20 protein-coding genes are annotated in these 22,209 nt (G+C 56.6%); 16 read left to right on the plus strand and 4 right to left on the minus strand.

What is annotated here, in order from left to right:
• Window positions 1-70 precede the first annotated feature (70 nt).
• The 5 genes from malK (at window position 71) to ubiA (ending at window position 5,329) form a co-directional block, all read left to right on the plus strand.
• On the plus strand, window positions 71-1,180 hold the full coding sequence (gene malK, locus SOM48_RS06980; RefSeq protein WP_023478364.1) for a maltose/maltodextrin ABC transporter ATP-binding protein MalK: 1,110 nt from the start codon (window positions 71-73) through the stop codon (window positions 1,178-1,180).
• Window positions 1,181-1,350: 170 nt separating this feature from the next.
• A complete protein-coding gene (locus SOM48_RS06985; protein ID WP_320511687.1) occupies window positions 1,351-2,703 on the plus strand; it encodes a maltoporin in 1,353 nt (450 codons plus the stop codon).
• 108 nt (window positions 2,704-2,811) lie between these two features.
• A complete protein-coding gene (gene malM / locus SOM48_RS06990) occupies window positions 2,812-3,765 on the plus strand; it encodes a maltose operon protein MalM (protein ID WP_320511688.1) in 954 nt (317 codons plus the stop codon).
• Window positions 3,766-3,946: 181 nt separating this feature from the next.
• Window positions 3,947-4,444: a chorismate lyase gene (ubiC, locus tag SOM48_RS06995; protein WP_139966823.1), complete on the plus strand. Its 498-nt coding sequence runs from the start codon at window positions 3,947-3,949 to the stop codon at window positions 4,442-4,444.
• A 12-nt stretch (window positions 4,445-4,456) separates the two neighbouring features.
• The gene (gene ubiA / locus SOM48_RS07000) at window positions 4,457-5,329 is read left to right on the plus strand and encodes a 4-hydroxybenzoate octaprenyltransferase (protein ID WP_023478407.1); all 873 of its coding nucleotides are present in this window, start codon (window positions 4,457-4,459) and stop codon (window positions 5,327-5,329) included.
• 206 nt (window positions 5,330-5,535) lie between these two features.
• Here the strand turns inward: ubiA and plsB are convergent, their stop codons facing one another.
• On the minus strand, window positions 5,536-7,956 hold the full coding sequence (plsB, locus tag SOM48_RS07005; protein ID WP_320511689.1) for a glycerol-3-phosphate 1-O-acyltransferase PlsB: 2,421 nt from the start codon (window positions 7,954-7,956) through the stop codon (window positions 5,536-5,538).
• A gap of 132 nt (window positions 7,957-8,088) precedes the next feature.
• On the opposite strand from plsB, the gene SOM48_RS07010 reads away from it, so the two are divergent.
• The 4 genes from SOM48_RS07010 (at window position 8,089) to SOM48_RS07025 (ending at window position 10,932) form a co-directional block, all read left to right on the plus strand.
• Complete coding sequence (locus SOM48_RS07010; protein ID WP_054804254.1) at window positions 8,089-8,457, plus strand: diacylglycerol kinase; 369 nt, start codon at window positions 8,089-8,091, stop codon at window positions 8,455-8,457.
• A gap of 108 nt (window positions 8,458-8,565) precedes the next feature.
• A complete protein-coding gene (gene lexA / locus SOM48_RS07015) occupies window positions 8,566-9,180 on the plus strand; it encodes a transcriptional repressor LexA (RefSeq protein ID WP_023478391.1) in 615 nt (204 codons plus the stop codon).
• 74 nt (window positions 9,181-9,254) lie between these two features.
• A complete protein-coding gene (gene dinF, locus SOM48_RS07020) occupies window positions 9,255-10,589 on the plus strand; it encodes an MATE family efflux transporter DinF (RefSeq protein WP_076769050.1) in 1,335 nt (444 codons plus the stop codon).
• A 133-nt stretch (window positions 10,590-10,722) separates the two neighbouring features.
• Window positions 10,723-10,932, plus strand: a complete 210-nt coding sequence (locus SOM48_RS07025) for a CsbD family protein (RefSeq protein WP_042712644.1) — start codon at window positions 10,723-10,725, stop codon at window positions 10,930-10,932.
• Between the two features lie 467 nt (window positions 10,933-11,399).
• Here SOM48_RS07025 and zur read toward each other — a convergent pair whose 3' ends face one another.
• On the minus strand, window positions 11,400-11,915 hold the full coding sequence (gene zur / locus SOM48_RS07030; RefSeq protein ID WP_023478461.1) for a zinc uptake transcriptional repressor Zur: 516 nt from the start codon (window positions 11,913-11,915) through the stop codon (window positions 11,400-11,402).
• Window positions 11,916-12,246: 331 nt separating this feature from the next.
• Between zur and SOM48_RS07035 the strand changes: the two genes are divergently transcribed.
• Entirely contained in the window at window positions 12,247-13,512 is a 1,266-nt protein-coding gene (locus SOM48_RS07035) for a conjugal transfer protein TraF (RefSeq protein ID WP_083699447.1), read from the plus strand.
• A 41-nt stretch (window positions 13,513-13,553) separates the two neighbouring features.
• Here SOM48_RS07035 and ycaC read toward each other — a convergent pair whose 3' ends face one another.
• Window positions 13,554-14,177 (minus strand): isochorismate family cysteine hydrolase YcaC, encoded by a 624-nt coding sequence (gene ycaC, locus SOM48_RS07040; RefSeq protein WP_054804256.1) that lies wholly within the window; start codon window positions 14,175-14,177, stop codon window positions 13,554-13,556.
• 263 nt (window positions 14,178-14,440) lie between these two features.
• Between ycaC and dusA the strand changes: the two genes are divergently transcribed.
• A complete protein-coding gene (dusA, locus tag SOM48_RS07045) occupies window positions 14,441-15,478 on the plus strand; it encodes a tRNA dihydrouridine(20/20a) synthase DusA (RefSeq protein WP_376749886.1) in 1,038 nt (345 codons plus the stop codon).
• A 228-nt stretch (window positions 15,479-15,706) separates the two neighbouring features.
• Here dusA and SOM48_RS07050 read toward each other — a convergent pair whose 3' ends face one another.
• Entirely contained in the window at window positions 15,707-16,690 is a 984-nt protein-coding gene (locus SOM48_RS07050; RefSeq protein WP_076769048.1) for a quinone oxidoreductase, read from the minus strand.
• Window positions 16,691-16,751: 61 nt separating this feature from the next.
• Here SOM48_RS07050 and dnaB point away from each other — a divergent pair, with 61 nt between their 5' ends.
• The 5 genes from dnaB (at window position 16,752) to tyrB (ending at window position 22,179) form a co-directional block, all read left to right on the plus strand.
• A complete protein-coding gene (gene dnaB / locus SOM48_RS07055; RefSeq protein WP_023478500.1) occupies window positions 16,752-18,158 on the plus strand; it encodes a replicative DNA helicase in 1,407 nt (468 codons plus the stop codon).
• A gap of 81 nt (window positions 18,159-18,239) precedes the next feature.
• A complete protein-coding gene (gene alr / locus SOM48_RS07060; RefSeq protein ID WP_312480088.1) occupies window positions 18,240-19,319 on the plus strand; it encodes an alanine racemase in 1,080 nt (359 codons plus the stop codon).
• A gap of 12 nt (window positions 19,320-19,331) precedes the next feature.
• Complete coding sequence (pnuC, locus tag SOM48_RS07065) at window positions 19,332-19,889, plus strand: nicotinamide riboside transporter PnuC (RefSeq protein WP_320511690.1); 558 nt, start codon at window positions 19,332-19,334, stop codon at window positions 19,887-19,889.
• Window positions 19,886-20,890 (plus strand): AAA family ATPase, encoded by a 1,005-nt coding sequence (locus SOM48_RS07070; RefSeq protein WP_320511691.1) that lies wholly within the window; start codon window positions 19,886-19,888, stop codon window positions 20,888-20,890. The genes pnuC and SOM48_RS07070 overlap by 4 nt, the downstream gene beginning before the upstream one ends.
• 95 nt (window positions 20,891-20,985) lie before the next feature.
• The gene (gene tyrB, locus SOM48_RS07075; RefSeq protein ID WP_320511692.1) at window positions 20,986-22,179 is read left to right on the plus strand and encodes an aromatic amino acid transaminase; all 1,194 of its coding nucleotides are present in this window, start codon (window positions 20,986-20,988) and stop codon (window positions 22,177-22,179) included.
• Window positions 22,180-22,209 lie beyond the last annotated feature (30 nt).

The following is a 22,209-nucleotide window of genomic DNA, read 5'->3' on the forward strand; positions in this document are numbered from 1 at the left end:
ATCCTTACGCCATAGTCAGGCCACTTTGAATGTATCCGTTGGTATCAGGTTGTAACGAAGGGAGATGGGGATGGCGAGCGTACAGCTGCGAAATGTCACGAAAGCCTGGGGCGATGTGGTGGTATCGAGAGATATCAGTCTGGACATTCACGAAGGTGAGTTCGTCGTGTTTGTCGGCCCGTCAGGCTGCGGTAAGTCAACGCTGCTGCGCATGATTGCCGGGCTGGAGACGATTACCAGCGGGGATCTGTTGATTGGCGATACCCGCATGAACGACGTGCCGCCCGCAGAGCGCGGTATCGGCATGGTGTTCCAGTCCTATGCGCTCTATCCACACCTGTCGGTAGCGGACAATATGTCATTCGGCCTCACGCTCGCGGGCGCGAAGAAAGATTTAATCAAATCGCGCGTCACCCAGGTCTCCGAAGTGCTGCAACTGGGGCACCTGTTGGAGCGTAAGCCGAAGGCGCTCTCCGGTGGTCAGCGTCAGCGTGTGGCAATTGGCCGTACGCTGGTGGCCGAGCCGCGCGTTTTTCTGCTCGATGAACCCCTCTCCAACCTTGATGCCGCGCTGCGCGTGCAGATGCGTATTGAGATCTCCCGTCTGCACAAGCGCCTGCGCCGCACGATGATTTATGTCACCCACGATCAGGTCGAAGCGATGACGCTGGCGGACAAAATCGTGGTGCTGGACGCCGGACGCGTGGCGCAGGTCGGCAAGCCGCTTGAGCTTTATCACTACCCGGCAGATCGCTTTGTCGCCGGCTTTATCGGCTCGCCGAAGATGAACTTCCTGCCGGTAAAAGTGACCGCCACGGCGATTGAGCAGGTGCAGGTTGAGCTGCCCAACCGCCAGCAGGTATGGCTGCCGGTCGACAGCGCCAACGTGCAGGTCGGCGCCAATATGTCGCTCGGCATTCGCCCGGAGCATCTGCTGCCCAGCGATATCGCCGATGTCACGCTCTCCGGCACTGTTCAGGTCGTCGAACAGCTCGGTCACGAAACACAGATTCATATCCAGATCCCCGCAATACGTCAGAACCTGGTTTACCGCCAGAACGACGTGGTGCTGGTAGAAGAGGGTGCCACATTCGCCATCGGCTTACCGCCGGAGCGTTGCCATCTGTTCCGTGAAGATGGCACCGCCTGCCGCCGGTTGCATAAAGAACCTGGCGTTTAAGCTACCCCACAAAGAGATTACACAAAGCCATTCGCATGATGTCGAGGCGGCAACGGCATGCACTTGTGAGCCTACAAAGGTAGGCGAACGGGTGAATACGGCAGCCAACAAAGCGTTAGCCGGACGGGGGCGTGTAAAAAAAGAAAAGCAAGCTCTCAGGAGATAGAACGATGATTACTCTGCGCAAAGTTCCTCTGGCAATCGCCATTACGGCAGGCATTTTGTCTGCTCAGGCGGACGCTGTTGATTTTAAAGGTTATGCACGTTCCGGCATTGGCTGGACCGGCAGCGGCGGCGAGCAGCAGTGCTTCCAGGCCACCGGTGCGGGCTCCAAGTACCGTCTCGGCAACGAATGTGAAACCTATGCAGAATTAAAACTCGGTCAGGAAGTGTGGAAAGAGGGCGATAAAAGCTTCTACTTCGACACTAACGTAGCCTATTCCGTCGCCCAGCAGAATGACTGGGAAGCGACCGATCCTGCCTTCCGTGAAGCGAACGTGCAGGGTAAAAACCTGATTGACGCGCTGCCGGGTTCCACCATCTGGGCAGGTAAACGCTTCTACCAGCGTCATGATGTACACATGATCGACTTCTACTACTGGGATATCTCTGGTCCGGGCGCGGGTCTGGAAAACGTTGATCTTGGCTTCGGTAAACTCTCTCTCGCCGTGACTCGCTCAACGGAAGCGGGTGGTTCTTCCACCTTCTCCAGCAACAATATTTACGATTACAACAGAAAAACCGCCAACGATGTCTTCGATGTGCGTTTAGGTCAGATGGAAGTCAACCCGGGCGGCACGCTGGAACTGGGTGTGGACTATGGTCGTGCAAACACGCGTGACGGTGAATACCTGAATGGTGCCACGGCGACCAAAGATGGCTGGATGTTCACCGCTGAGCATGTTCAGAGCATGCTGAAAGGCTATAACAAATTTGTGGTTCAGTACGGGACTGATGCTCTGACCTCGCAGGGCAAAGGGCTTTCTCAGGGCAGCGGTGTCGGTATTGATACCAACAGCACCTTCCCGAATAACGCCTACAGCACCAACAACAACGGCTCGCTGCTGCGTATTCTCGACCACGGTGCCATCTCTCTTGGCGATAGCTGGGACCTGATGTATGTCGGTATGTACCAGGACATCGACTGGGATAACAACAACGGCACCAAATGGTGGACCGTGGGTGTGCGCCCAATGTACAAGTGGACGCCGATCATGAGCACCCTGCTGGAAGTTGGCTATGACAACGTGAAATCCCAGCGTACTAACGACACCAACAACCAGTACAAAATCACCCTCGCGCAACAGTGGCAAGCTGGCGACAGCATCTGGTCCCGTCCGGCAATCCGCGTCTTCGCAACCTACGCGAAATGGGATGAGAAATGGGGCTACAACTACAACGGTAATCCTGGCAACAACGTCGATTACTCGCTGGCAACCCGTAATGGAACCGGCGGTCAGTCCTTCGGTCGCGGTGACAACGACGAGTGGTCCTTCGGCGCTCAGATGGAAATCTGGTGGTAAGCCTTATAGCAGTCTGATGACCAAAAGAGGGGCGCAAGCCCCTCTGATCCTTACAAACAGCGCGCTATTGCCTGGCTACCGCTGTTCTGCATCCTGAAGGTGATAACAATGAAAATGAAAAAAAGTCTCATCGCCCTGTCCCTCTCCGTCGGTTTACTGGCGAGCGTGCCGGGTATCACGCTGGCTGATGTCAATATCGTGCCGCAAAATACCGCCGCTGCGCCCGCGATCCCGACCTCAGCTTTACAGCAGCTTAACTGGACGCCTGTCGATACCAGTAATACCCAGTCGGTACAGCTCTCTACTGGCGGCCAGCATCTTAATGTTGCCGGTATTACCGGACCGGTCGCCGCCTTTAGCGTACCGGCAAACATCGGCGAGCTGACCCTGACACTTACCAGCGAAGTTAATAAAGAGAGCGGTGTTTTCGCGCCAAATGTACTGGTTTTCGATCAAAATATGGTACCTGCGGCTTACTTTCCCGGCAGCTACTTTACCTATCAGGAGCCGGGCGTGATGAGCGCCGATCGGCTGGAAGGGGTAATGCGGCTGACGCCCGCTTTGGGCCAGCAGAAACTCTATATTCTTGTCTTTACTACGCAGAGCGATCTGCAAAAAACTACAACGCTGCTCGATCCTGCTAAAGCCTATGCCAAAGGTGTGGGCAACGCGGTTCCTTCGATTCCCGACCCCATTGCCCGCCATATCACCGAAGGCGTGGTTAAGCTGAAAGTGAAAAACAGCAGCAGCTCAAGCATTCTTGTCGGCCCGCTGTTTGGCTCCTCAGCGCCGAGTGCGGTGACAGTCGGCAACACCGCCGCACCTGCTTATAACACGCCGCCTGCACCCGCACCTGCGCCGGTGGCGGCACCTGCTCCGGCACCTGCCGCGAAAAGCGAGCCGATGCTCAATGATACCGAGAGCTACTTTAACCGGGCGATCAAACAGGCGGCTGAGAAGGGTGATATCGATAAGGCCCTGAAATTATTGAATGAAGCAGAGCGTCTCGGGTCGAAAACTGCCCGTGCCACTTTTATCAGCAGTGTAAAAGGCAAGGGGTAATATCTCCCCACGTTGTTGATATTTGTAGTAACTGGTGCGTCGCCAGACGCACCTTTTTTTCCGCCGTGCGGGTGTGCTGTTGCGCAACTGTTGCACGGATGAAAAGCGAATAAACTTTCCCGCCACTCACTAATCGGTTCTGCGATACACTACTGCGACGTTATGTACCGGAGAGTATGGCATGTCACATCCTGCGCTTACGCAATTGCGTGCGCTGCGCTACCTGGACGCAATCCCCGCGCTGGAACCGCAACTGCTCGAGTGGCTGTTGCTGGAAGATTCCATGACCAAACGTTTTGAACAACAGGGCAAAAAGGTCACGGTTACGCTGATTCGCGAGGGGTTTGTCACGCCTGATGAGATCGTCGAAGAGCGCGATCATCTGCCCGATGAAGCCCGTTACTGGCTGCGGGAAATTCTGCTCTGCGCCGACGGAGAGCCCTGGCTTGCTGGTCGCACCGTGGTGCCCGAGTCAACCCTGAGCGGCCCCGAACTGGCGCTACAGAAGCTGGGGAGTACGCCGCTGGGGCGATATCTTTTCACCTCTTCTACACTTACGCGTGACTTTATTGATATTGGACGCCACGAGCAGTTATGGGGGCGGCGCTCCCGCCTGCGTCTCGGCGGTAAACCGCTGATGTTGACCGAACTGTTTCTGCCCGCGTCACCGCTGTACTAAGAGGAACTGAAAATGGAGTGGAGTCTCACGCCAACTAAACTGTTGGCCTTTCATCGGCTGATGCGTACGGACAAACCAATTGGTGCGCTGTTACTGCTGTGGCCGACGCTGTGGGCGCTGTGGGTGGCAACACCTGGCGTACCGCCGCTGTGGATTTTGTTAGTGTTTGTCGCCGGCGTCTGGCTGATGCGCGCGGCCGGCTGTGTGGTGAATGATTACGCCGATCGTAAATTTGATGGGCACGTCAAGCGTACTGCGAATCGTCCTTTGCCGAGCGGCGCGGTGACGGAAAATGAGGCACGCGGGCTGTTTATCATTCTTGTGCTGCTGGCTTTTGCGCTGGTGCTTACCCTCAATCTGATGACGATCCTGCTCTCGGTCGCGGCGCTGGGGCTGGCCTGGATCTACCCGTTTATGAAGCGCTATACACATCTGCCGCAGGTGGTACTGGGGGCGGCGTTTGGCTGGTCGATACCGATGGCGTTTGCCGCTGTGAGCGAGTCCGTACCGCTGAGCTGCTGGATTATGTTCTTCGCCAACATCCTGTGGGCGGTGGCCTATGACACCGAATATGCGATGGTCGATCGCGACGATGATGTGAAGATTGGTATCAAGTCGACGGCGATCCTCTTTGGGCGTCACGACAAACTGATTATCGGCATTTTGCAGGTGCTGGTGATGGCGATGATGGCGGCAGTCGGCTGGCTGAACGGGCTGGGGTGGATCTATTACGCCACCGTGCTGGTTGCCGGGGCGCTGTTTGTCTATCAGCAGGTGTTGATTGCAGGCCGCGAGCGCGATGCCTGTTTTAAAGCCTTTCTGAACAATAACTACGTTGGCCTGGTGCTGTTTCTGGGGCTGGCGGTGAGTTACCTGCACGTATAGCGCGGGTTTGTCGGGGTCGTGCGCTGAATTGACGGGCTCGGGCGCTGAGTTGCCGGATGGCGGCTGCGCCTTATCCGGCCTACGGGTTCGGTGCCCCTGAAACCGCCCAGGCCGGATAAGCGTTTGCGCGCCATCCGGCAATGAGCATACCGTTCAGTATTATCACCCAGGCCGGATAAGCGTTTACGCGCCATCCGGCACTTCCGTTACTCCGCTTGCGTCGCGCTCTCGATCGTTAAACGCACATCCGATGTCATCAGCTCCGCCAGCATCTGGTAAACGCCAAGCGTGCGCGCCGGATCGGCGTCGCCGGTATCACTGATATAACCCTCGTCGCGCAGCGTCAGCACCAGCGTGCTGAAGACTGCTTTATCGAAGAACTCCGGTGCGTTGATGCCGTGCAGCACCGACAGACGCTGCGCCAGCGTACGGCTCTCTTTCTCCAGCGTACTGCGGTTCATCGCCGGGTTGGCGCTCAGCAGCCAGAAAGTGATGGCATAACGCTGCAGCGTCTCGCGCGCGCCTGCGGCCAGCAACTGCAGAGTGCGTGAGTGTGCCGGATTGATACTCAGCAGATCCTCTTTCAGGGTAATCAGCCCCTGGCGCACCAGTTCCTGAATCAGCTTATCCAGCACCTCCGCCAGCTCTGCGTTTTCCCAGCGCAGGAACAGCTCGGCCTTCAGCATCGGGTAGAGCAGTTCCACATGACGCAGAATTTCACCGCGTGAGATGGCGCGATGCTGGGTGACAATCGCCGCGATCAGCGACGGCAACATCAGCATGTGCGCAATATTGTTGCGGTAATAGGTCATCAGCACCGCCTGCTCGCGCGGCAGGATGATGATATCGCCGATGGTGTCCTTCTCGACCTCAAACTTGTTCATCTGCAGCGCGTGAGCGATAAGCTCAGCGGCGCTGGCGGACGGTGCGGTGGAGTCCGGGGAGTAGGGCACATTGCGCATCAGCTCGAGGTAGCAGTCGAGCTGCTCGGTGAGCTGCTCGCGCGTCAATGAGCGTTGGCGCGAAGCCAGCAGCGCCGTACAGCAGAGGTTCATGGCGTTTGCCGCCCCGGCATTGTTGATGCGAACCATCAGATCGGCGGCGATGCTATTAACCGTCGGCGTCAGCCATGCCGGACGGATCGCTTCAATCGGATCGATCGATTCGCGCCACTCCGGTACATGGTGGTTCAGATAGTTCATCAGCGGGATTGGCTCGCCGAAGTTCACATAGCCCTGACCGAGGTTACGCAGCTTGCTGAGGCCGCGCACCATCTGCAGCAGGCTCTCTTTCTCTTTCGTCGCGCCGCGCAGCTCTTTGGCGTAGGTGCCGACCTCCATTACATGCTCGTAACCGATATAGATCGGTACCAGCGTGATTGGGCGCGTGCCGCCGCGCAGCATCGCCTGGATAGTCATCGACAGGGTACCGGTTTTCGGATCGAGCAGACGCCCGGTGCGCGAGCGACCGCCCTCAACGAAATACTCCACCGAATAACCGCGGCTGAACAGCTCGCCCAGATATTCACGGAACACCGTCGAGTAGAGCTTGTTGCCTTTAAAGGTACGGCGAATAAAGAAGGCGCCAAGGCGGCGGAAAATCGGACCGGCGGGCCAGAAGTTGAGGTTGATCCCGGCCGCAATGTGCGGCGGCACCAGGCCCTGGTGGTAAAGCACGTAGGAGAGCAGTAGGTAGTCCATATGGCTGCGGTGGCAGGGCACATAGACAATTTCATGGCCCTCGTGCGCCAGTTGGCGTACGCGCTCGGCGTTGTGCACGTTGATCCCCTGATAGAGCCGGTTCCACGTAAAGCCGAGGATACGGTCGGTCAGGCGAATCATCTCGTAAGAGAAGTTAGCGGCAATCTCTTCCATCAGCGCGATCGCGTTCTGCTGCGCCTTATCGTGGGAGATCTTTTTGCTGCGCGCTTCATCTTCCACCGCGCGGGCAATCGCTTTCGACGACAGCAGCTTATTGAAGAGATCCTGACGCGCCGGCAGGCGTGGGCCAACGGCGGCCAGACGCTGACGGGCGAAGTGCATACGCGCCACGCGCGCCAGTTTCTGCGCGATGATCTTATCCGTACCATGTTCGGTCGCCATGCGGCGCAGCGAAACCGGCGGGGAGAAGCGCACAAAGCTGTCGCGGCCAAGCCACGAAACAGCGAAGAATTTCTGCACACCGTTGAGCATGCGCAACGGCGGGTTGATTTCACCCTTTTCACGCCCCGGCGAGCGGCCAAACATCACCGATACCGGCACCATCTGCACATCCAGATCGGGATGGCTGCGGTGTAAATCCAGATAGTCGTGGAACAGTTTGATCGACTCTTCTTTCGGCGTGTAATAGGTGAATACGCGCGGGCCGCCGTGAATAAACACGTAGCGTGGCAGCAGCGCGCCATCGATCTCCAGCGGTTCGAGGGGATCGGGTAATTCATGCACCAGGCACTGCTCGCGCAAGGTCATTAAGTCAGCCTTTGAGTTGTAAGGCAGCACGTACATAATAGGACGTGATGTGTCGAGCCCCAGTTCCTGTGCAGGTTCTGCGGGGATCGATTTACTTTTTACCAGCACGCTTAATGGTAAGTTCAGTAATTTGTAGTAAATTCGTGGCCAGCCGGACATAAAGGGTGTAAAGCCTCTGGTTATTAATAGTGCCATTGCGCCGCAAGAATATCAGAAAGCACGCATAATTTCTGTGGTACCGCTGCGTGTACCACTACTCATTGACGCTTAATAGTTAAAAAGGTTCTTTTCATGGCCAATAATACCACCGGTTTTACCCGGATCATTAAAGCCGCAGGATATTCGTGGAAAGGCGTACGCGCAGCCTGGATTAATGAAGCTGCATTTCGCCAGGAGGGCGTAGCCGTTGTTCTGGCTATTATTATCGCTGCATTTTTGGATATTGATGTCATCACGCGCGTCCTGCTTATTGGCTCGGTCACGCTGGTGATGATTGTCGAAATCCTCAACAGCGCTATCGAAGCGGTTGTAGACCGTATCGGGTCTGAATTCCATGAGCTTTCCGGCCGGGCAAAAGATATGGGATCGGCGGCGGTGCTGATGACAATCTTACTGGCGGTCTTTACCTGGGTCTCGCTTCTTTGGTCACATTTTCGATAGCGTTTCCATAATTCTATAACACTCTGGATTTTTGCTTAAATGTGGTTTCAAAATCGCCGTTGACTGTATATACTCACAGCATAACTGTATATACACCCAGGGGGCGGGATGAAAGCATTAACGGCCAGGCAGCAAGAGGTGTTCGATCTGATTCGCGATCGCATCACCCAAACCGGTATGCCACCGACGCGTGCGGAAATCGCACAGCAATTGGGGTTCCGTTCCCCAAATGCAGCCGAAGAACACCTTAAAGCGCTGGCGCGCAAAGGGGTGATCGAAATCGTATCTGGTGCATCGCGCGGTCTCCGCCTGCTGCTGGAAGAAGAGAACGATATTGGTCTGCCGCTGATTGGTCGCGTCGCTGCGGGTGAGCCGCTGCTGGCGCAACAGCATATCGAAAGCCACTATCAGGTCGATCCGAATCTCTTTAAACCGCATGCGGACTTCCTGCTGCGCGTTAGCGGGATGTCGATGAAAGATATCGGTATTATGGACGGCGATCTGCTGGCGGTGCATAAAACCCAGGATGCGCGTAACGGCCAGGTGATCGTCGCCCGTATCGAAGATGAAGTGACGGTGAAGCGCCTGAAAAAACATGGCAACACCGTTGAACTGCTGGCGGAAAACAGCGACTTCTCCCCGATTGTTGTTGATCTGCGTAAACAGAACTTCACCATTGAAGGGCTGGCAGTTGGCGTGATCCGTAACGGTGAATGGCTGTAACGCCTCTTTTCTCTGCTGTGGCGCCCGTTTAGCGCCGCAGCGCCACGCTTCCTCTCTTTAACGACGCTTACGCTATGCCGCTGTTAACCGCATCCGACAAAGCTTTGTGGCGGCTTGCGCTGCCGATGATTTTATCGAATATCACCGTTCCGCTGCTGGGTTTAGTTGATACGGCGGTGATTGGTCATCTGGATAGCCCCGTCTACCTTGGCGGCGTGGCGATTGGCGCAACGGCAACCAGCTTCCTCTTTATGCTGCTGCTGTTTCTGCGTATGAGCACCACCGGGCTGACCGCCCAGGCATTTGGTGCAAAAAATCCCTCTGCACTCTCACGTGCGCTCGTCCAGCCTCTGCTGCTGGCGCTCGGCGCAGGTATCGTCATTGCGCTGCTGCGTACGCCGCTTATCGACCTGGCGCTGCATATTACCGGCGGCAGCGAGGCAGTGCTGGAGCAGGCGCGGCGCTTCCTTGCCATTCGATGGCTGAGCGCACCCGCCTCGCTGGGCAATATGGTGCTGCTTGGCTGGCTGCTCGGCGTGCAGTATGCCCGCGCACCGGTGATACTGCTGGTGGTCGGCAATCTCTTCAATATCGTTCTCGACCTCTGGCTGGTGATGGGCCTGCATATGAATGTGCAGGGCGCTGCGCTCGCGACGGTTATCGCGGAATATGTCACCTTCTTTATCGGCTTGCTGATGGTGCGGCAGGTTTTACGCCGGCAGGCCATCTCTCTTTCGATGCTGAAATCCGCATGGCGCGGCGGCGTTCGCCGCTTGCTGGCGCTCAATCGCGATATCATGCTGCGCTCGCTGCTGCTGCAACTCTGCTTTGGCTCCATCACCGTGCTGGGTGCTCGTCTCGGCAGCGAAACGGTCGCCGCCAACGCGGTGCTGATGATGTTCCTCACCTTTACCGCCTATGCGCTTGACGGCTTTGCCTATGCCGTCGAAGCCCACTCCGGTCAGGCTTACGGCGCGCGCGATGGTAGCCAACTGCTGCACGTCTGGCGCGCGGCCTGCAGGCAGGCAGGGTTTGTGGCGCTCGCCTTTGCCCTTGTCTACGCGCTGGCAGGAAGCACGCTTATTGCGCTGCTGACCTCCATTCCTGAACTGCAGGCGGTTGCCGGACACTATCTTATCTGGCAGGTGGTATTGCCGCTGGTGGGGGTGTGGTGCTATTTGCTCGACGGCATGTTTGTGGGTGCGACGCGCGCGGCTGAAATGCGTAACAGTATGGCGGTTGCCGCTGCCGGTTTTGGCCTGACCCTGCTGACGGTGCCGTGGTTTGGCAACCACGGTTTATGGCTCTCTCTGGCGGTTTTCCTGGCGCTGCGTGGTATCACGCTGGCGCTGATCTGGCGTCATCACTGGCGCAACGGCAGCTGGTTTGCCAATGCAGATAATGCATGAGGATCTGCGGCTTCGTCTGGCGTGTATGGTTAAAGATTCCGAATAAAAAACCGAACGCCGAATCCTTATCTACAATAATTAATACGTTCAGCACGCAAGAACGTCATTTTAACCGAACGATAAGGAGTCAGTTATGAACAAAGACGAAGTCGGCGGTAACTGGAAACAGTTTAAAGGCACTGTTAAAGAGAAATGGGGCAAATTGACTGATGACGATATGACCGTCATCGAAGGTAAACGTGACCAGCTGGTAGGTAAAATCCAGGAGCGTTACGGTTACGCGAAAGACGAAGCGGAGAAGGAAGTTACAGATTGGGAATCACGTAACGAATACCGCTGGTAGCCAACACTTCCCCCTCAAGTGTATTAACCCTCACAGGCTACCCTGCCCGTAGGTACAAGGATGTACCTCCCTAATCTCCAATCCCTTCATATTTCACGTTTTATCTGCGTTGACTGCGCTTGCTCACATGGGTCACATACTTTCGTATTCTGCCCATGATTCGCGCGCTTGCCGAATCCCTTCATCTTTCACGTTTTATCTGCGTTGGCCGCACTCGCTCACATGAGTCACATACTTTCGTATTCTGCCCATGATTCGCGCGCTTGCCGAATCCCTTCATCTTTCACGTTTTATCTGCGTTGGCTGCACTCGCTCACATGAGTCACATACTTTCGTATGCTCCCCATGATTCGCGCGCTTGCCGCCTTGCTAAAACGCGAAATCTTTTGGGATTACTATCTGAAATAGAAATAGAAACAGAAACAGAAACAGAAACAGAAACAGAAACAGAAACAGAAACAGAAATTTTAACGTGGTTTTTTCTTCACCTGCAGGCTGTGATCGTGCTGGCAATGGTCGTGATGACGGCAGGCCTCGACCTCGACGCAGGCCGCGCATAAGCCGTGGGCTTCAATGACATTGTGGCGCAGGGCAAAGCCCATCTTCGCCGCCAGTGCATGCATAATATCTTCCACCCCTTCCGCCTGCTCCTCTTTAACCGCGCCACAGCGGTCGCAGATAAACATCGCAGAGGTGTGCGTCGGCTGATCAAAGAGATGGCACAGCACATAGCTGTTGGTGGACTCCACCTTATGCACAAAACCCTGCTCCAGCAGAAAATCGAGCGCGCGATAAACCGTGGGCGGCTTCGCCTGCGGTTCGCTCTCCCGCAGCAGGTCGAGCAGATCGTAGGCGCTGATGGCGCTCTTCTGCAGGCTCAGCAAACGTAAAACTTCCAGACGCTGTGGAGTCAGGCGCACGTTGCGCTGCGCGCACAGCTTTTCAGCCTGCACTAACATCTCTTGCGAAGTGGTCTTATCCATTGGCGCTCTCGGGTTGGTGAAAAGATGAAGCTTCACACTTTACCATGTCCTGCCGGAAACGCCGAGACCGCCAAATTTAAAGACACTTTCGGAACTTTCCTTCCCGAAATGATTTTCCTCTTCTATAAATAGTGAGTGCCATCACTATAAATATGATCCGGCCGCCCTGGAGCGTTCGGAAGAGGTAGTGCCTTTTTCTACTGTTATTCACAGCAATATAAATTCCTGTTTGTGCGCAAACTAACAGGCTTAAATACTCATCTGGCTACGAGAACATACTGTGAAAATAAATGCGAAACTTTCGGTGGTCGCTATTGGTGTCTCCTTTTTTATGGCAAATCAGGCGGGAGCAGCCAATACATGGGCAGAGGCGCGTAACGATGCAATGGGTGGAACGGGCGTCGCATCGGCAAATTATGGCAGTGGAGCATTAATCAACCCGGCGTTGCTGGCGAAAGGTCAGCCGGAAGATGATGTCACCGTGATCCTGCCAAGCGTACAGGCACAAATTTCAGATAAGGATAATCTGCGCGACGAAATTGACTACATCAATGACAAAGTCGATCAATATAAAGATGTCGTCGATAATCTGACGGCAATAGACATTATTACCAACCCTTTCGGCACCGTCGATCAGTTCCAGAACGCGGCCAAAGATTTGGGTGACGAGCTGGTTAAACTGCGTGGCAAAACTGCGCAGGCTAAAGCGGCAGCCGGTATTGCGGTCAGCATCCCTAACGATGTGCTCTCTGCGGCTTTCGTCACCAAAGCCTACGCTCACGCGCGCGTTAGCTCCAATATCGATCAGCAGGATATTGATTACCTGCGCAGCATTCAGAACAGCGATGCCGTTGCGGTGCGTGAAGCACTGGGCGCGGCGCTCTCGCCAAACGGCAGCGATGAGATCACCCGTAACCTGAACTCCACCGCTTCCGGACGTGGCGCGATTGTTACCGACTTTGGCGTGGCGCTGGCACATCAGTTTGACGCGGGCGGCATTCCGCTCTCCGTTGGCGTAACGCCGAAGCTGCAAAAGGTGTGGGTCTACAACTACACGGCGTCGATTTATGACTACGACAGCAGTGACTGGAACAGCAGCCGCTACCGCCGCGATGACACCGGCTTCAACGTTGACGTTGGTCTCGCCGCCGACCTCAATGAAAACGTGACGCTTGGCTTAACCGGCCAGAACCTCATCTCGCGTAATATCGACACCCAGGATGCCATTATTCGTAACGGCAGAACGGGCGAAGTGCGCAACTACAAAGATACCTACCAGATTAGCCCGATCGTCACCGCCGGTGCTGCATGGCATAACGAGCTGGTAACGCTGAGCGCTGACGGCGATCTGACTGAGACCAAAGGCTTTAAGAGCGAGAAGAACTCGCAGTATGTTGGCGTCGGGGCAGAAGTCCGTCCGCTTAACTGGCTGGCAGTGCGTGCTGGTTACCGCGCTGATGTGAAGGGCGATGACAAAGATGTCTTCACCGCCGGTGTTGGCTTCTCGCCGTTCAACCGCGTTCATCTCGATCTGATGGGGCTGGTGGGCGAAGACGAAACCTGGGGTGCCGGCGCGCAGCTTAGCCTGACATTCTAAGGATTAACCGGAGGCGCTACGCCTCCGGTTTTCTACTGCGGTTACTGCTTGTTATGAATGGCAAAGCTGGTCATCAGGTTGCGGTAATCGGGAATATGGTTAGCGAAGAGCGTCCCCAGCCCTTCAACATCATTGCGCCAGTCGCGATGTAATTCACAGGCGACACCAAACCAGGTCATCAACTGCGCGCCAGCCTGCGACATGCGATTCCATGCCGAATGACGCGTAATCTCGTCGAATGTTCCTGACGCATCGGTCACCACAAACACTTCAAATCCCTCTTCCAGCGCCGATAAAGCAGGAAAAGCGACGCACACTTCCGTCACCACACCGGCAATAATCAGCTGCTTTTTGCCTGTGGCTTTAACGGCATTCACAAAATCTTCGTTATCCCAGGCATTGATATTGCCCGGGCGCGCAATGTAAGGCGCATCGGGAAATTGCGCCTTTAGTTCAGGAACGAGTGGGCCATTTGGCCCGGTTTCGAAACTGGTGGTCAAAATGGTGGGAAGCTTAAAATATTTTGCGAGATCGCCTAATGCCAGCACGTTGTTTTTGAATTTGTCGGGATCGATATCCCGCACCAGAGAGAGTAAGCCTGCCTGATGATCAACAAGCAGTACCGCAGCATTATCTTTATCAAGGCGAACATAAGGTGTGGTCATGTTTCAGCTCCTGTCACCCGCAGAGGTGAAGTGAATAGTGCGATTTATTGGAATAGAACTACGCTGACTAACAAAAATGATAGGTCATGGTTAAGTTTTGACCAGCGTGACGGCGCGGGCCTGTTTGCGGATGCGGGCCGCACGCCATCAAATTTAACGCATTTCTCTGTGCTAGAATGGCCGCCCGCGATTTCTGGAGTCGGTTTTTTGCCCGCGCCTGAGGTGGGAGCGATAACGAGAGATTGATTTTAATTGCCCAAAAAATGCACGGTAATCCTGATATGACAAACACCCCTCAAACCTGCGTAACGTCCGCCGATTCGGCTTCTCACTGGCCCGGCCGATTCTCGGTTGCCCCGATGCTCGACTGGACGGACAGGCACTGCCGCTACTTCCTGCGTCTGCTGTCGCGCCACACGCTGCTCTATACCGAGATGGTGACTACCGGGGCGATTATTCATGGCAAAGGCGATTACCTGGCGTACAGCGACGAGGAGCATCCGGTGGCGTTGCAGCTTGGCGGCAGCGATCCGGCGCAGCTGGCTCACTGTGCGAAGCTTGCTGAAGCGCGCGGCTATGATGAAATCAACCTTAACGTCGGCTGCCCCTCTGACCGCGTGCAGAATGGCCGTTTCGGCGCTTGCCTGATGGGTGAAGCGCAGCTGGTAGCGGACTGCATTAAAGCGATGCGCGATGTCGTCTCTATTCCGGTCACGGTCAAAACCCGTATCGGCATTGATGAGCAGGACAGCTATGAATTCCTCTGCGACTTTATTGGCACCGTAGCCGGTAAAGGCGAGTGCGAAAGCTTCACGATCCACGCCCGCAAAGCCTGGCTTTCTGGCCTTAGCCCGAAAGAGAACCGTGAAATTCCGCCGCTCGATTACCCGCGCGTCTATCAGCTAAAACGCGATTTCCCGCACCTGATGATGTCGATCAACGGCGGCATCAAATCGCTGGAAGAGGCGAAAGCGCATCTTGAACATATGGATGGCGTGATGGTCGGGCGCGAAGCCTACCAGAACCCCGGTATCCTCGCGTCGGTGGACAGAGAGATTTTCGGTGTCGATACACCGGATGCCGACCCGGTGACGGTGGTGCGCGCGATGTACCCCTATATTGAGCGCGAACTGAGCCAGGGAGCTTATCTCGGCCATATCACACGCCATATGCTGGGCCTGTTCCAGGGCGTGCCGGGGGCGCGTCAGTGGCGTCGTTACCTGAGTGAAAATGCGCACAAAGCGGGGGCAGATATCAATGTGGTGGAACACGCCCTCAATCTGGTGGCGTCGAAACGCTAAGGCGTGCAGATTTATTGCGCAATCGTGGGATCGGTTAGCAAAGGAGTGAGCGCTTCGTCACAACCTTGAAACATTTCCCCGTGCAGCCTGTTGAAGCAAATAGGATTTAGCGCGTAAATCTGTCACTATTCCGGCGTAACGAATTCATCGCGCTGTACCCTACAATACAGCCGAACTAAAAAAGAAAGGGCTTCCTGCGGGAAGCCCTAATTCTTTCTGCACAATCACTTACGGAATCAGCAGGCTCGATCCCTGAGTGGCCCGGCTCTCCAGCGCTTCATGGGCGCGCTGCGCATCGGCGAGCGCAAACTTCTGGCCCTCAGCCACCTCCACTTTGATTACGCCACTGGCGATCAGCGAGAAGAGCTCATTGCTCGCTTCCTGCAACTCTTCGCGCGTGGTGATGTAACCGTTCAGCGAAGGGCGGGTGGCGTAGAGCGATCCCTTCTGGTTGAGGATGCCCAGATTGACGCCGGTCACCGGCCCGGAGGAGTTGCCGAAGCTGACCATAAGACCGCGGCGGCGCAGACAGTCGAGGGAGGTTTCCCAGGTGTCTTTGCCAACGGAATCGTACACCACGCTCACTTTTTTACCGCCGGTCAGCTCTTTCACTCGCTCAACCACGCTCTCTTCGCTGTAGTTGATCACCTGCCAGGCGCCAGCCTGCTGAGCGCGCTGCGCTTTTTGCGCCGAGCCAACGGTACCAATCAGTTTCGCGCCGAGCGCTTTTGCCCACTGGCAGGCGATCAGGCCAACGCCGCCCGCCGCAGCGTGAAACAGGAACATCTCATTGGGCTTCACTTCATAGGTTTTGCGCAGCAGATAGAAGACGGTCAGCCCTTTCAGGAAGGAGGCGGCGGCTTGTTCAAAGGAGATGGCGTTGGGCAGGACGGCGACTTTATCGGCAGGCACATTGTGCATGGAGCTGTATGCCCCCAGCCCCGATTGCGCGTACACCACGCGGTCGCCAACTTTCACATCCGTGACGCCAGAACCCACTTTACTGACCACGCCGGCGGCTTCGGTTCCCAGCCCACTTGGCAAGCCCGGCGGCGGATAGAGACCGCTGCGGATGTAGGTGTCGATATAGTTAATGCCAATGGCTTTGTTTTCGACCTGCACCTCATTTTCTGCCGGATCGACGGGCGTAAACTCCACAGCCTTTAAGACTTCAGGGCCGCCGTGCTGTTGAAACTCGATTCTTGTCGCCATGCTTCCTCCTGATCTGTGATAATCTCTCAACCCATTCATTACCCGGATAACTCCATTCACTATGGCAGGAAATAAACCCTTCAACAAACAGACTGAGCCCCGCGACCACAAGCTTGAGGGGATGAAAGTGCCTCCGCATTCGATCGAAGCGGAGCAGTCGGTGTTGGGCGGTTTAATGCTGGATAATGAGCGCTGGGATGACGTCGCCGAACGCGTGGTCTCCGAGGATTTTTATACTCGCCAGCATCGCCATATCTTTACGGAAATGCACCGCCTGCAGGAGATGGGCAAACCCATCGACCTGATTACCCTTGCCGAATCGCTGGAGCAGCAAGGCCAGCTCGATATTGTCGGCGGCTTCGCTTATCTCGCTGAACTGTCAAAAAATACGCCAAGTGCGGCGAACATCAGCGCTTATGCCGATATCGTGCGTGAACGTGCGGTAGTGCGCGAGATGATCGCGGTAGCGAATGAGATCGCCAACGCCGGTTTCGATCCGCAGGGCCGCAGCAGTGAAGATCTGCTCGATCTGGCCGAGTCCCGCGTGTTTAAAATCGCCGAAAGCCGCGCCAATAAAGATGAAGGGCCGAAGAACATCGCCGATGTGCTCGAGGCGACGGTGGCGCGTATTGAGCTGCTGTTCCAGCAGCCTCATGACGGCGTGACCGGCGTGAACACCGGCTATGACGATCTGAACAAAAAGACCGCCGGTTTGCAGCCGTCGGATCTGATTATTGTCGCGGCGCGTCCCTCAATGGGTAAAACGACATTTGCGATGAACCTTGTCGAAAATGCGGCGATGTTGCAGGATAAACCGGTGCTTATCTTCAGTCTCGAGATGCCCTCCGAACAGATTATGATGCGTTCACTCGCGTCGCTGTCGCGCGTCGATCAGACCCGTATCCGTACCGGTCAGCTCGACGATGAGGATTGGGCGCGCATCTCCGGCACGATGGGCATTCTGCTGGAAAAACGTAATATCTATATCGATGACTCCTCCGGCCTGACGCCGACGGAAGTGCGCTCTCGTGCGCGGCGTATCGCCCGCGAGCATGGCGGCATTGGCCTGATTATGATCGACTACCTCCAGCTGATGCGTGTGCCGTCGCTGTCGGACAATCGTACGCTGGAAATTGCCGAGATCTCCCGCTCGCTGAAAGCGCTGGCGAAAGAGTTGCAGGTGCCGGTGGTGGCGCTGTCGCAGCTTAACCGCTCGCTGGAGCAGCGCGCCGATAAGCGCCCGGTCAACTCCGACCTGCGTGAATCGGGCTCTATCGAACAGGATGCCGACTTAATCATGTTTATCTACCGTGATGAGGTTTATCACGAAAACAGCGACTTAAAAGGCATCGCTGAAATCATTATTGGTAAGCAGCGTAACGGCCCTATCGGCACGGTACGTCTGACATTCAATGGGCAGTGGTCACGCTTCGATAACTATGCCGGGCCACAATACGACGACGAATAACGTTTCGTTACTCTTCGCGCCGCAGGTGCGTTGAACGCGCCTGCACACGAACGATCGACAAAATTGTTTTTGAGGAAAAACATGCAAGCGGCAACCGTAGTAGTTAACCGCCGCGCTCTGCGACACAATCTGCAACGCCTGCGCGAACTGGCTCCCGCCAGCCGACTGGTTGCGGTCGTGAAAGCGAACGCTTATGGACACGGTCTTCTCGAGACCGCGCGAACGCTCCCCGATGCCGATGCTTTCGGCGTCTCCCGTCTTGAAGAGGCCCTGCACCTGCGCGCAGGGGGCATTACTCAACCGATTCTGTTACTCGAAGGCTTCTTTGCCGCCAGCGATTTAACGTTGGTGGCTGAACATCAGCTACATACGGTGATCCACAGCGTCGAACAGCTTGAAGCCCTGGAAGCCGCCACCCTGAGCGCGCCGGTGGATGTCTGGATGAAGCTCGACACCGGTATGCATCGCCTTGGCGTACACCCTCACGAAGCGGAAGCCTTCTACGCCCGTCTCAGCCAGTGCAAGAATGCGCGCCAGCCGGTGAACATCGTCAGCCACTTTGCCCGCGCTGATGAGCCCGACTGCGGCGCGACCGAGCGCCAGCTCGATCTCTTTACTACCTTTACCGAAGGTAAGCCGGGCATGCGTTCGATTGCCGCTTCGGGCGGCACGCTGCTGTGGCCGCAATCCCACTTCGACTGGGTGCGCCCCGGCATTATCCTCTACGGTGTTTCGCCTCTCGACCATAAACCGTGGGGTAGCGATTTTGGCTTCCAGCCGGTGATGACGCTTACCTCGCAGCTGATTGCCGTGCGCCAGCATGCGGCGGGTGAACCGGTCGGCTATGGCGGCACCTGGCAGAGCGCGCGCGATACCCGTTTAGGGGTGGTGGCGATGGGCTATGGCGACGGCTACCCGCGCGCGGCGCCTTCCGGCACACCGGTGCTGGTCAACGGGCGCGAAGTGCCGATTGTTGGGCGCGTGGCAATGGATATGATTTGCGTCGATCTGGGGCCAGAAGCGCAGGATAAACCCGGCGATCGCGTAGTGCTGTGGGGGGAAGGTTTACCCGTCGAGCGCATCGCGCAGGCAACAAATGTGAGTGCTTACGAACTTATTACACGCCTGACCTCAAGGGCGACCCTTATCTATATCGACTAAAAGGAACGCCCCGTGTCGCCGATGGAAATCGCCGCCTGCCTGGCTTACGCCCTCTCCGTGTGGCTTGCCGCGCGCAACAATGTGCATACGTGGTGGACGGGCATTATCGGCTGCGTGCTCTACGGCTGGGTCTTCTACTCCGTTCAGCTTTACGCGGATGTCACCCTGCAACTCTTCTTTATCGTCAGCAGTATCGCCGGGTGGCTCAACTGGCTGAAGGGCAATCACGGTCAGCAACTGGCGGTGCGCAAAACGCCGCTGCAACATATTGCTTTCCTGCTGGTGGGCGCGGTGATTGTCGCAGGCGGCTATGCCTGGCTACTGCATCGTTTTACCAATGCCTGGTCGCCGTGGCTGGACTCGGCGATTATGGTCTTCAGCATTCTCGCGCAGTTTATGCTGATGGGGCGGCGGCTGGAGAGCTGGTACTTCTGGCTGCTGGTCAACACCATCGCCGTGCCGCTCTATGCGGCGCGCGATCTGTGGCTGACCGCCGGGCTCTATCTGATCTTCTGGTGTAATGCCTGGCACGGGCTTTACCAGTGGCGCAAGGCGCTGGTTAAGCCATGAAACGCTTCGCCAGCGGGCTGATTGTCGGCAAATTCGCGCCGCTGCACTGTGGTCATGAACGGTTAATCAACACCGCGCTGGCGCAGTGCGAACGCCTGTGGCTCATCAGCTACTCCGTGCCAGAACTGCCCGGCTGCGAGCCGGAGAAGCGCGAGCGCTGGCTGCGGACGCGGTTTCCGCAATGTGAGATCCTTGTTCTGACACCGGCGCGCGTGGCGGCGCTGGGTTTAGGCCCGTTACCGCATAACGACGCTGATGGCGATCTGCATCGTCACTATGTTGCGGATATTTGTTTGCAGGTGTTGCGCTGCCAGCCCGACGCGGTCTTTACGGCGGAGGAGTATGGCGATGGCTTCGCCCGCGTGCTGAGCGAACGGTTTTCCCGCCCGGTGACGCATGTGCGGCTAACGCGCGGGCAGGGTGAGGATGCGCCATCCGGGACGCTGATCCGTAGCGATGTCCACCACTGGCGGCAGATGCTGGCCGCGCCCGTCTATCACGACTTTGTTCAGCGCATCTGCCTGCTGGGCGGCGAATCAACGGGCAAAAGTACCCTCAGCGCCGCGCTGGCAGAGGCGCTGGGAACGGCGTATGTGGCCGAGTATGGTCGCGAGCGCTGGGAGGAGCAGGGCGGCGAGTTGGTGTATGACGATATGTTGGCGATTGCACAAACCCAGGTGCAACGGGAAGAGAGCACGCCTGCGGTGCGCTGGCTGGTATGCGATACCTCACCGCTGACGACGCTCTTTTATACGCTGACAATGTTTGGCGAAGCGCCTGCGGCACTCTATGCGCTGGCGCAGCGGCACTATCAGCTGGTGGTGTTGTGCGAGGATGACTTCCCGTTTGTGCAGGATGGCACCCGCCAGGATGAAACTTTCCGCCAGCGCCAGCAGGCCTGGTATCTCGAACAGTTGACCCAACGCGGCGTGCCGTTTATTCGCGTCAGCGGGGCGGTGGCTGAACGCATCGCGCAAGTACGGGCGGCGCTGGGCTGTTAATCCTTATTTCGTTTCCGCTTTACTGCCCCCTCGACCTTGTCCGGCTTCCGGTTTATTGTGGTGTTTCGCCCACTGTAAACCTGGAGAATACACGCGTGTTTCAGAAAGTTGACGCCTATGCCGGCGACCCGATCCTCTCATTGATGGAGAGGTTCAAAGAGGATCCCCGCAGCGACAAAGTTAACCTCAGCATCGGGCTCTATTACGACGAAGAGAGCACAATTCCGCGTTTGCAGGCGGTGGCGGAAGCCGAAGCGCGTCTAAACGCGCAGCCGCATGGCGCGTCGCTCTATCTGCCGATGGAAGGGCTTAACAGCTACCGTCACGCCATCGCGCCGCTGCTGTTTGGTGCCGGCCATACGGTGCTGGAGCAGCAGCGTGTCGCCACCATTCAGACGCTCGGCGGCTCCGGCGCGCTGAAGGTTGGCGCAGACTTTTTGAAACGTTACTTCCCCAACTCCGGCGTCTGGGTCAGCGATCCGACATGGGAAAACCATATCGCGATTTTCGAAGGCGCAGGCTTCGAGGTCTCTACCTACCCGTGGTATGACAACGAAACTAACGGCGTGCGTTTCGCGGCATTCCTCGAAAAATTAAACAGCTTGCCTGAGCAGAGCATTGTTCTGCTGCACCCGTGCTGCCATAACCCGACCGGTGCCGACTTAACGCCTGCGCAGTGGGATGAGGTGGTTGAGGTGCTGAAAGCCCGCACGCTGATCCCGTTCCTCGATATCGCCTATCAGGGCTTTGGCGCAGGGATGGAAGAGGATGCCTATGCGATCCGCGCGATTGCCCACGCCGGGCTGCCTGCACTGGTCAGCAACTCCTTCTCAAAAATCTTCTCCCTCTACGGCGAACGTGTCGGCGGGCTCTCGGTGGTGTGTGAAGATGCCGATGCCGCCGGACGCGTGCTCGGGCAGTTAAAAGCGACAGTGCGCCGCAACTACTCCAGCCCGCCGAATTTCGGCGCGCAGCTGGTGGCGACCGTGCTGAACGATGCCGGGCTGAAGGCGTCATGGCTAGCAGAAGTTGAAGCGATGCGCACCCGCATTAAGGCAATGCGTCAGACGCTGGTTGATGCGCTGAACGCGGCGATGCCGACCGGGGATTTCACCTACCTGCTGAAGCAGCGCGGCATGTTTAGTTATACCGGGCTGAGTGCTGCGCAGGTGGAGCGTCTGCGCGAAGAGTTTGGTATTTACCTCGTTTCCAGCGGCCGTATCTGCGTCGCCGGGCTTAACAACCGCAACGTTCACCGCGTGGCGCAGGCCTTCGCGGCAGTGATGTAAGTATTCACTTACTTCTCTTTTCACCCTCTG

It is taken from the genome of Kosakonia sp. CFBP8986 (assembly GCF_034044935.1).
Classification (GTDB): domain Bacteria; phylum Pseudomonadota; class Gammaproteobacteria; order Enterobacterales; family Enterobacteriaceae; genus Kosakonia; species Kosakonia cowanii.

Bases quoted from the DNA above. Each gene is read 5' to 3' on its own strand.
- malK (WP_023478364.1), top strand. From the start codon at position 71: ATGGCGAGCGTACAGCTGCGAAATGTCACGAAAGCCTGGGGCGATGTG.
- SOM48_RS06985 (WP_320511687.1), top strand. From the start codon at position 1,351: ATGATTACTCTGCGCAAAGTTCCTCTGGCAATCGCCATTACGGCAGGC.
- malM (WP_320511688.1), top strand. From the start codon at position 2,812: ATGAAAATGAAAAAAAGTCTCATCGCCCTGTCCCTCTCCGTCGGTTTA.
- ubiC (WP_139966823.1), top strand. From the start codon at position 3,947: ATGTCACATCCTGCGCTTACGCAATTGCGTGCGCTGCGCTACCTGGAC.
- ubiA (WP_023478407.1), top strand. From the start codon at position 4,457: ATGGAGTGGAGTCTCACGCCAACTAAACTGTTGGCCTTTCATCGGCTG.
- plsB (WP_320511689.1), bottom strand. From the start codon at position 7,956: ATGTCCGGCTGGCCACGAATTTACTACAAATTACTGAACTTACCATTA.
- SOM48_RS07010 (WP_054804254.1), top strand. From the start codon at position 8,089: ATGGCCAATAATACCACCGGTTTTACCCGGATCATTAAAGCCGCAGGA.
- lexA (WP_023478391.1), top strand. From the start codon at position 8,566: ATGAAAGCATTAACGGCCAGGCAGCAAGAGGTGTTCGATCTGATTCGC.
- dinF (WP_076769050.1), top strand. From the start codon at position 9,255: ATGCCGCTGTTAACCGCATCCGACAAAGCTTTGTGGCGGCTTGCGCTG.
- SOM48_RS07025 (WP_042712644.1), top strand. From the start codon at position 10,723: ATGAACAAAGACGAAGTCGGCGGTAACTGGAAACAGTTTAAAGGCACT.
- zur (WP_023478461.1), bottom strand. From the start codon at position 11,915: ATGGATAAGACCACTTCGCAAGAGATGTTAGTGCAGGCTGAAAAGCTG.
- SOM48_RS07035 (WP_083699447.1), top strand. From the start codon at position 12,247: ATGGCAAATCAGGCGGGAGCAGCCAATACATGGGCAGAGGCGCGTAAC.
- ycaC (WP_054804256.1), bottom strand. From the start codon at position 14,177: ATGACCACACCTTATGTTCGCCTTGATAAAGATAATGCTGCGGTACTG.
- dusA (WP_376749886.1), top strand. From the start codon at position 14,441: ATGCACGGTAATCCTGATATGACAAACACCCCTCAAACCTGCGTAACG.
- SOM48_RS07050 (WP_076769048.1), bottom strand. From the start codon at position 16,690: ATGGCGACAAGAATCGAGTTTCAACAGCACGGCGGCCCTGAAGTCTTA.
- dnaB (WP_023478500.1), top strand. From the start codon at position 16,752: ATGGCAGGAAATAAACCCTTCAACAAACAGACTGAGCCCCGCGACCAC.
- alr (WP_312480088.1), top strand. From the start codon at position 18,240: ATGCAAGCGGCAACCGTAGTAGTTAACCGCCGCGCTCTGCGACACAAT.
- SOM48_RS07070 (WP_320511691.1), top strand. From the start codon at position 19,886: ATGAAACGCTTCGCCAGCGGGCTGATTGTCGGCAAATTCGCGCCGCTG.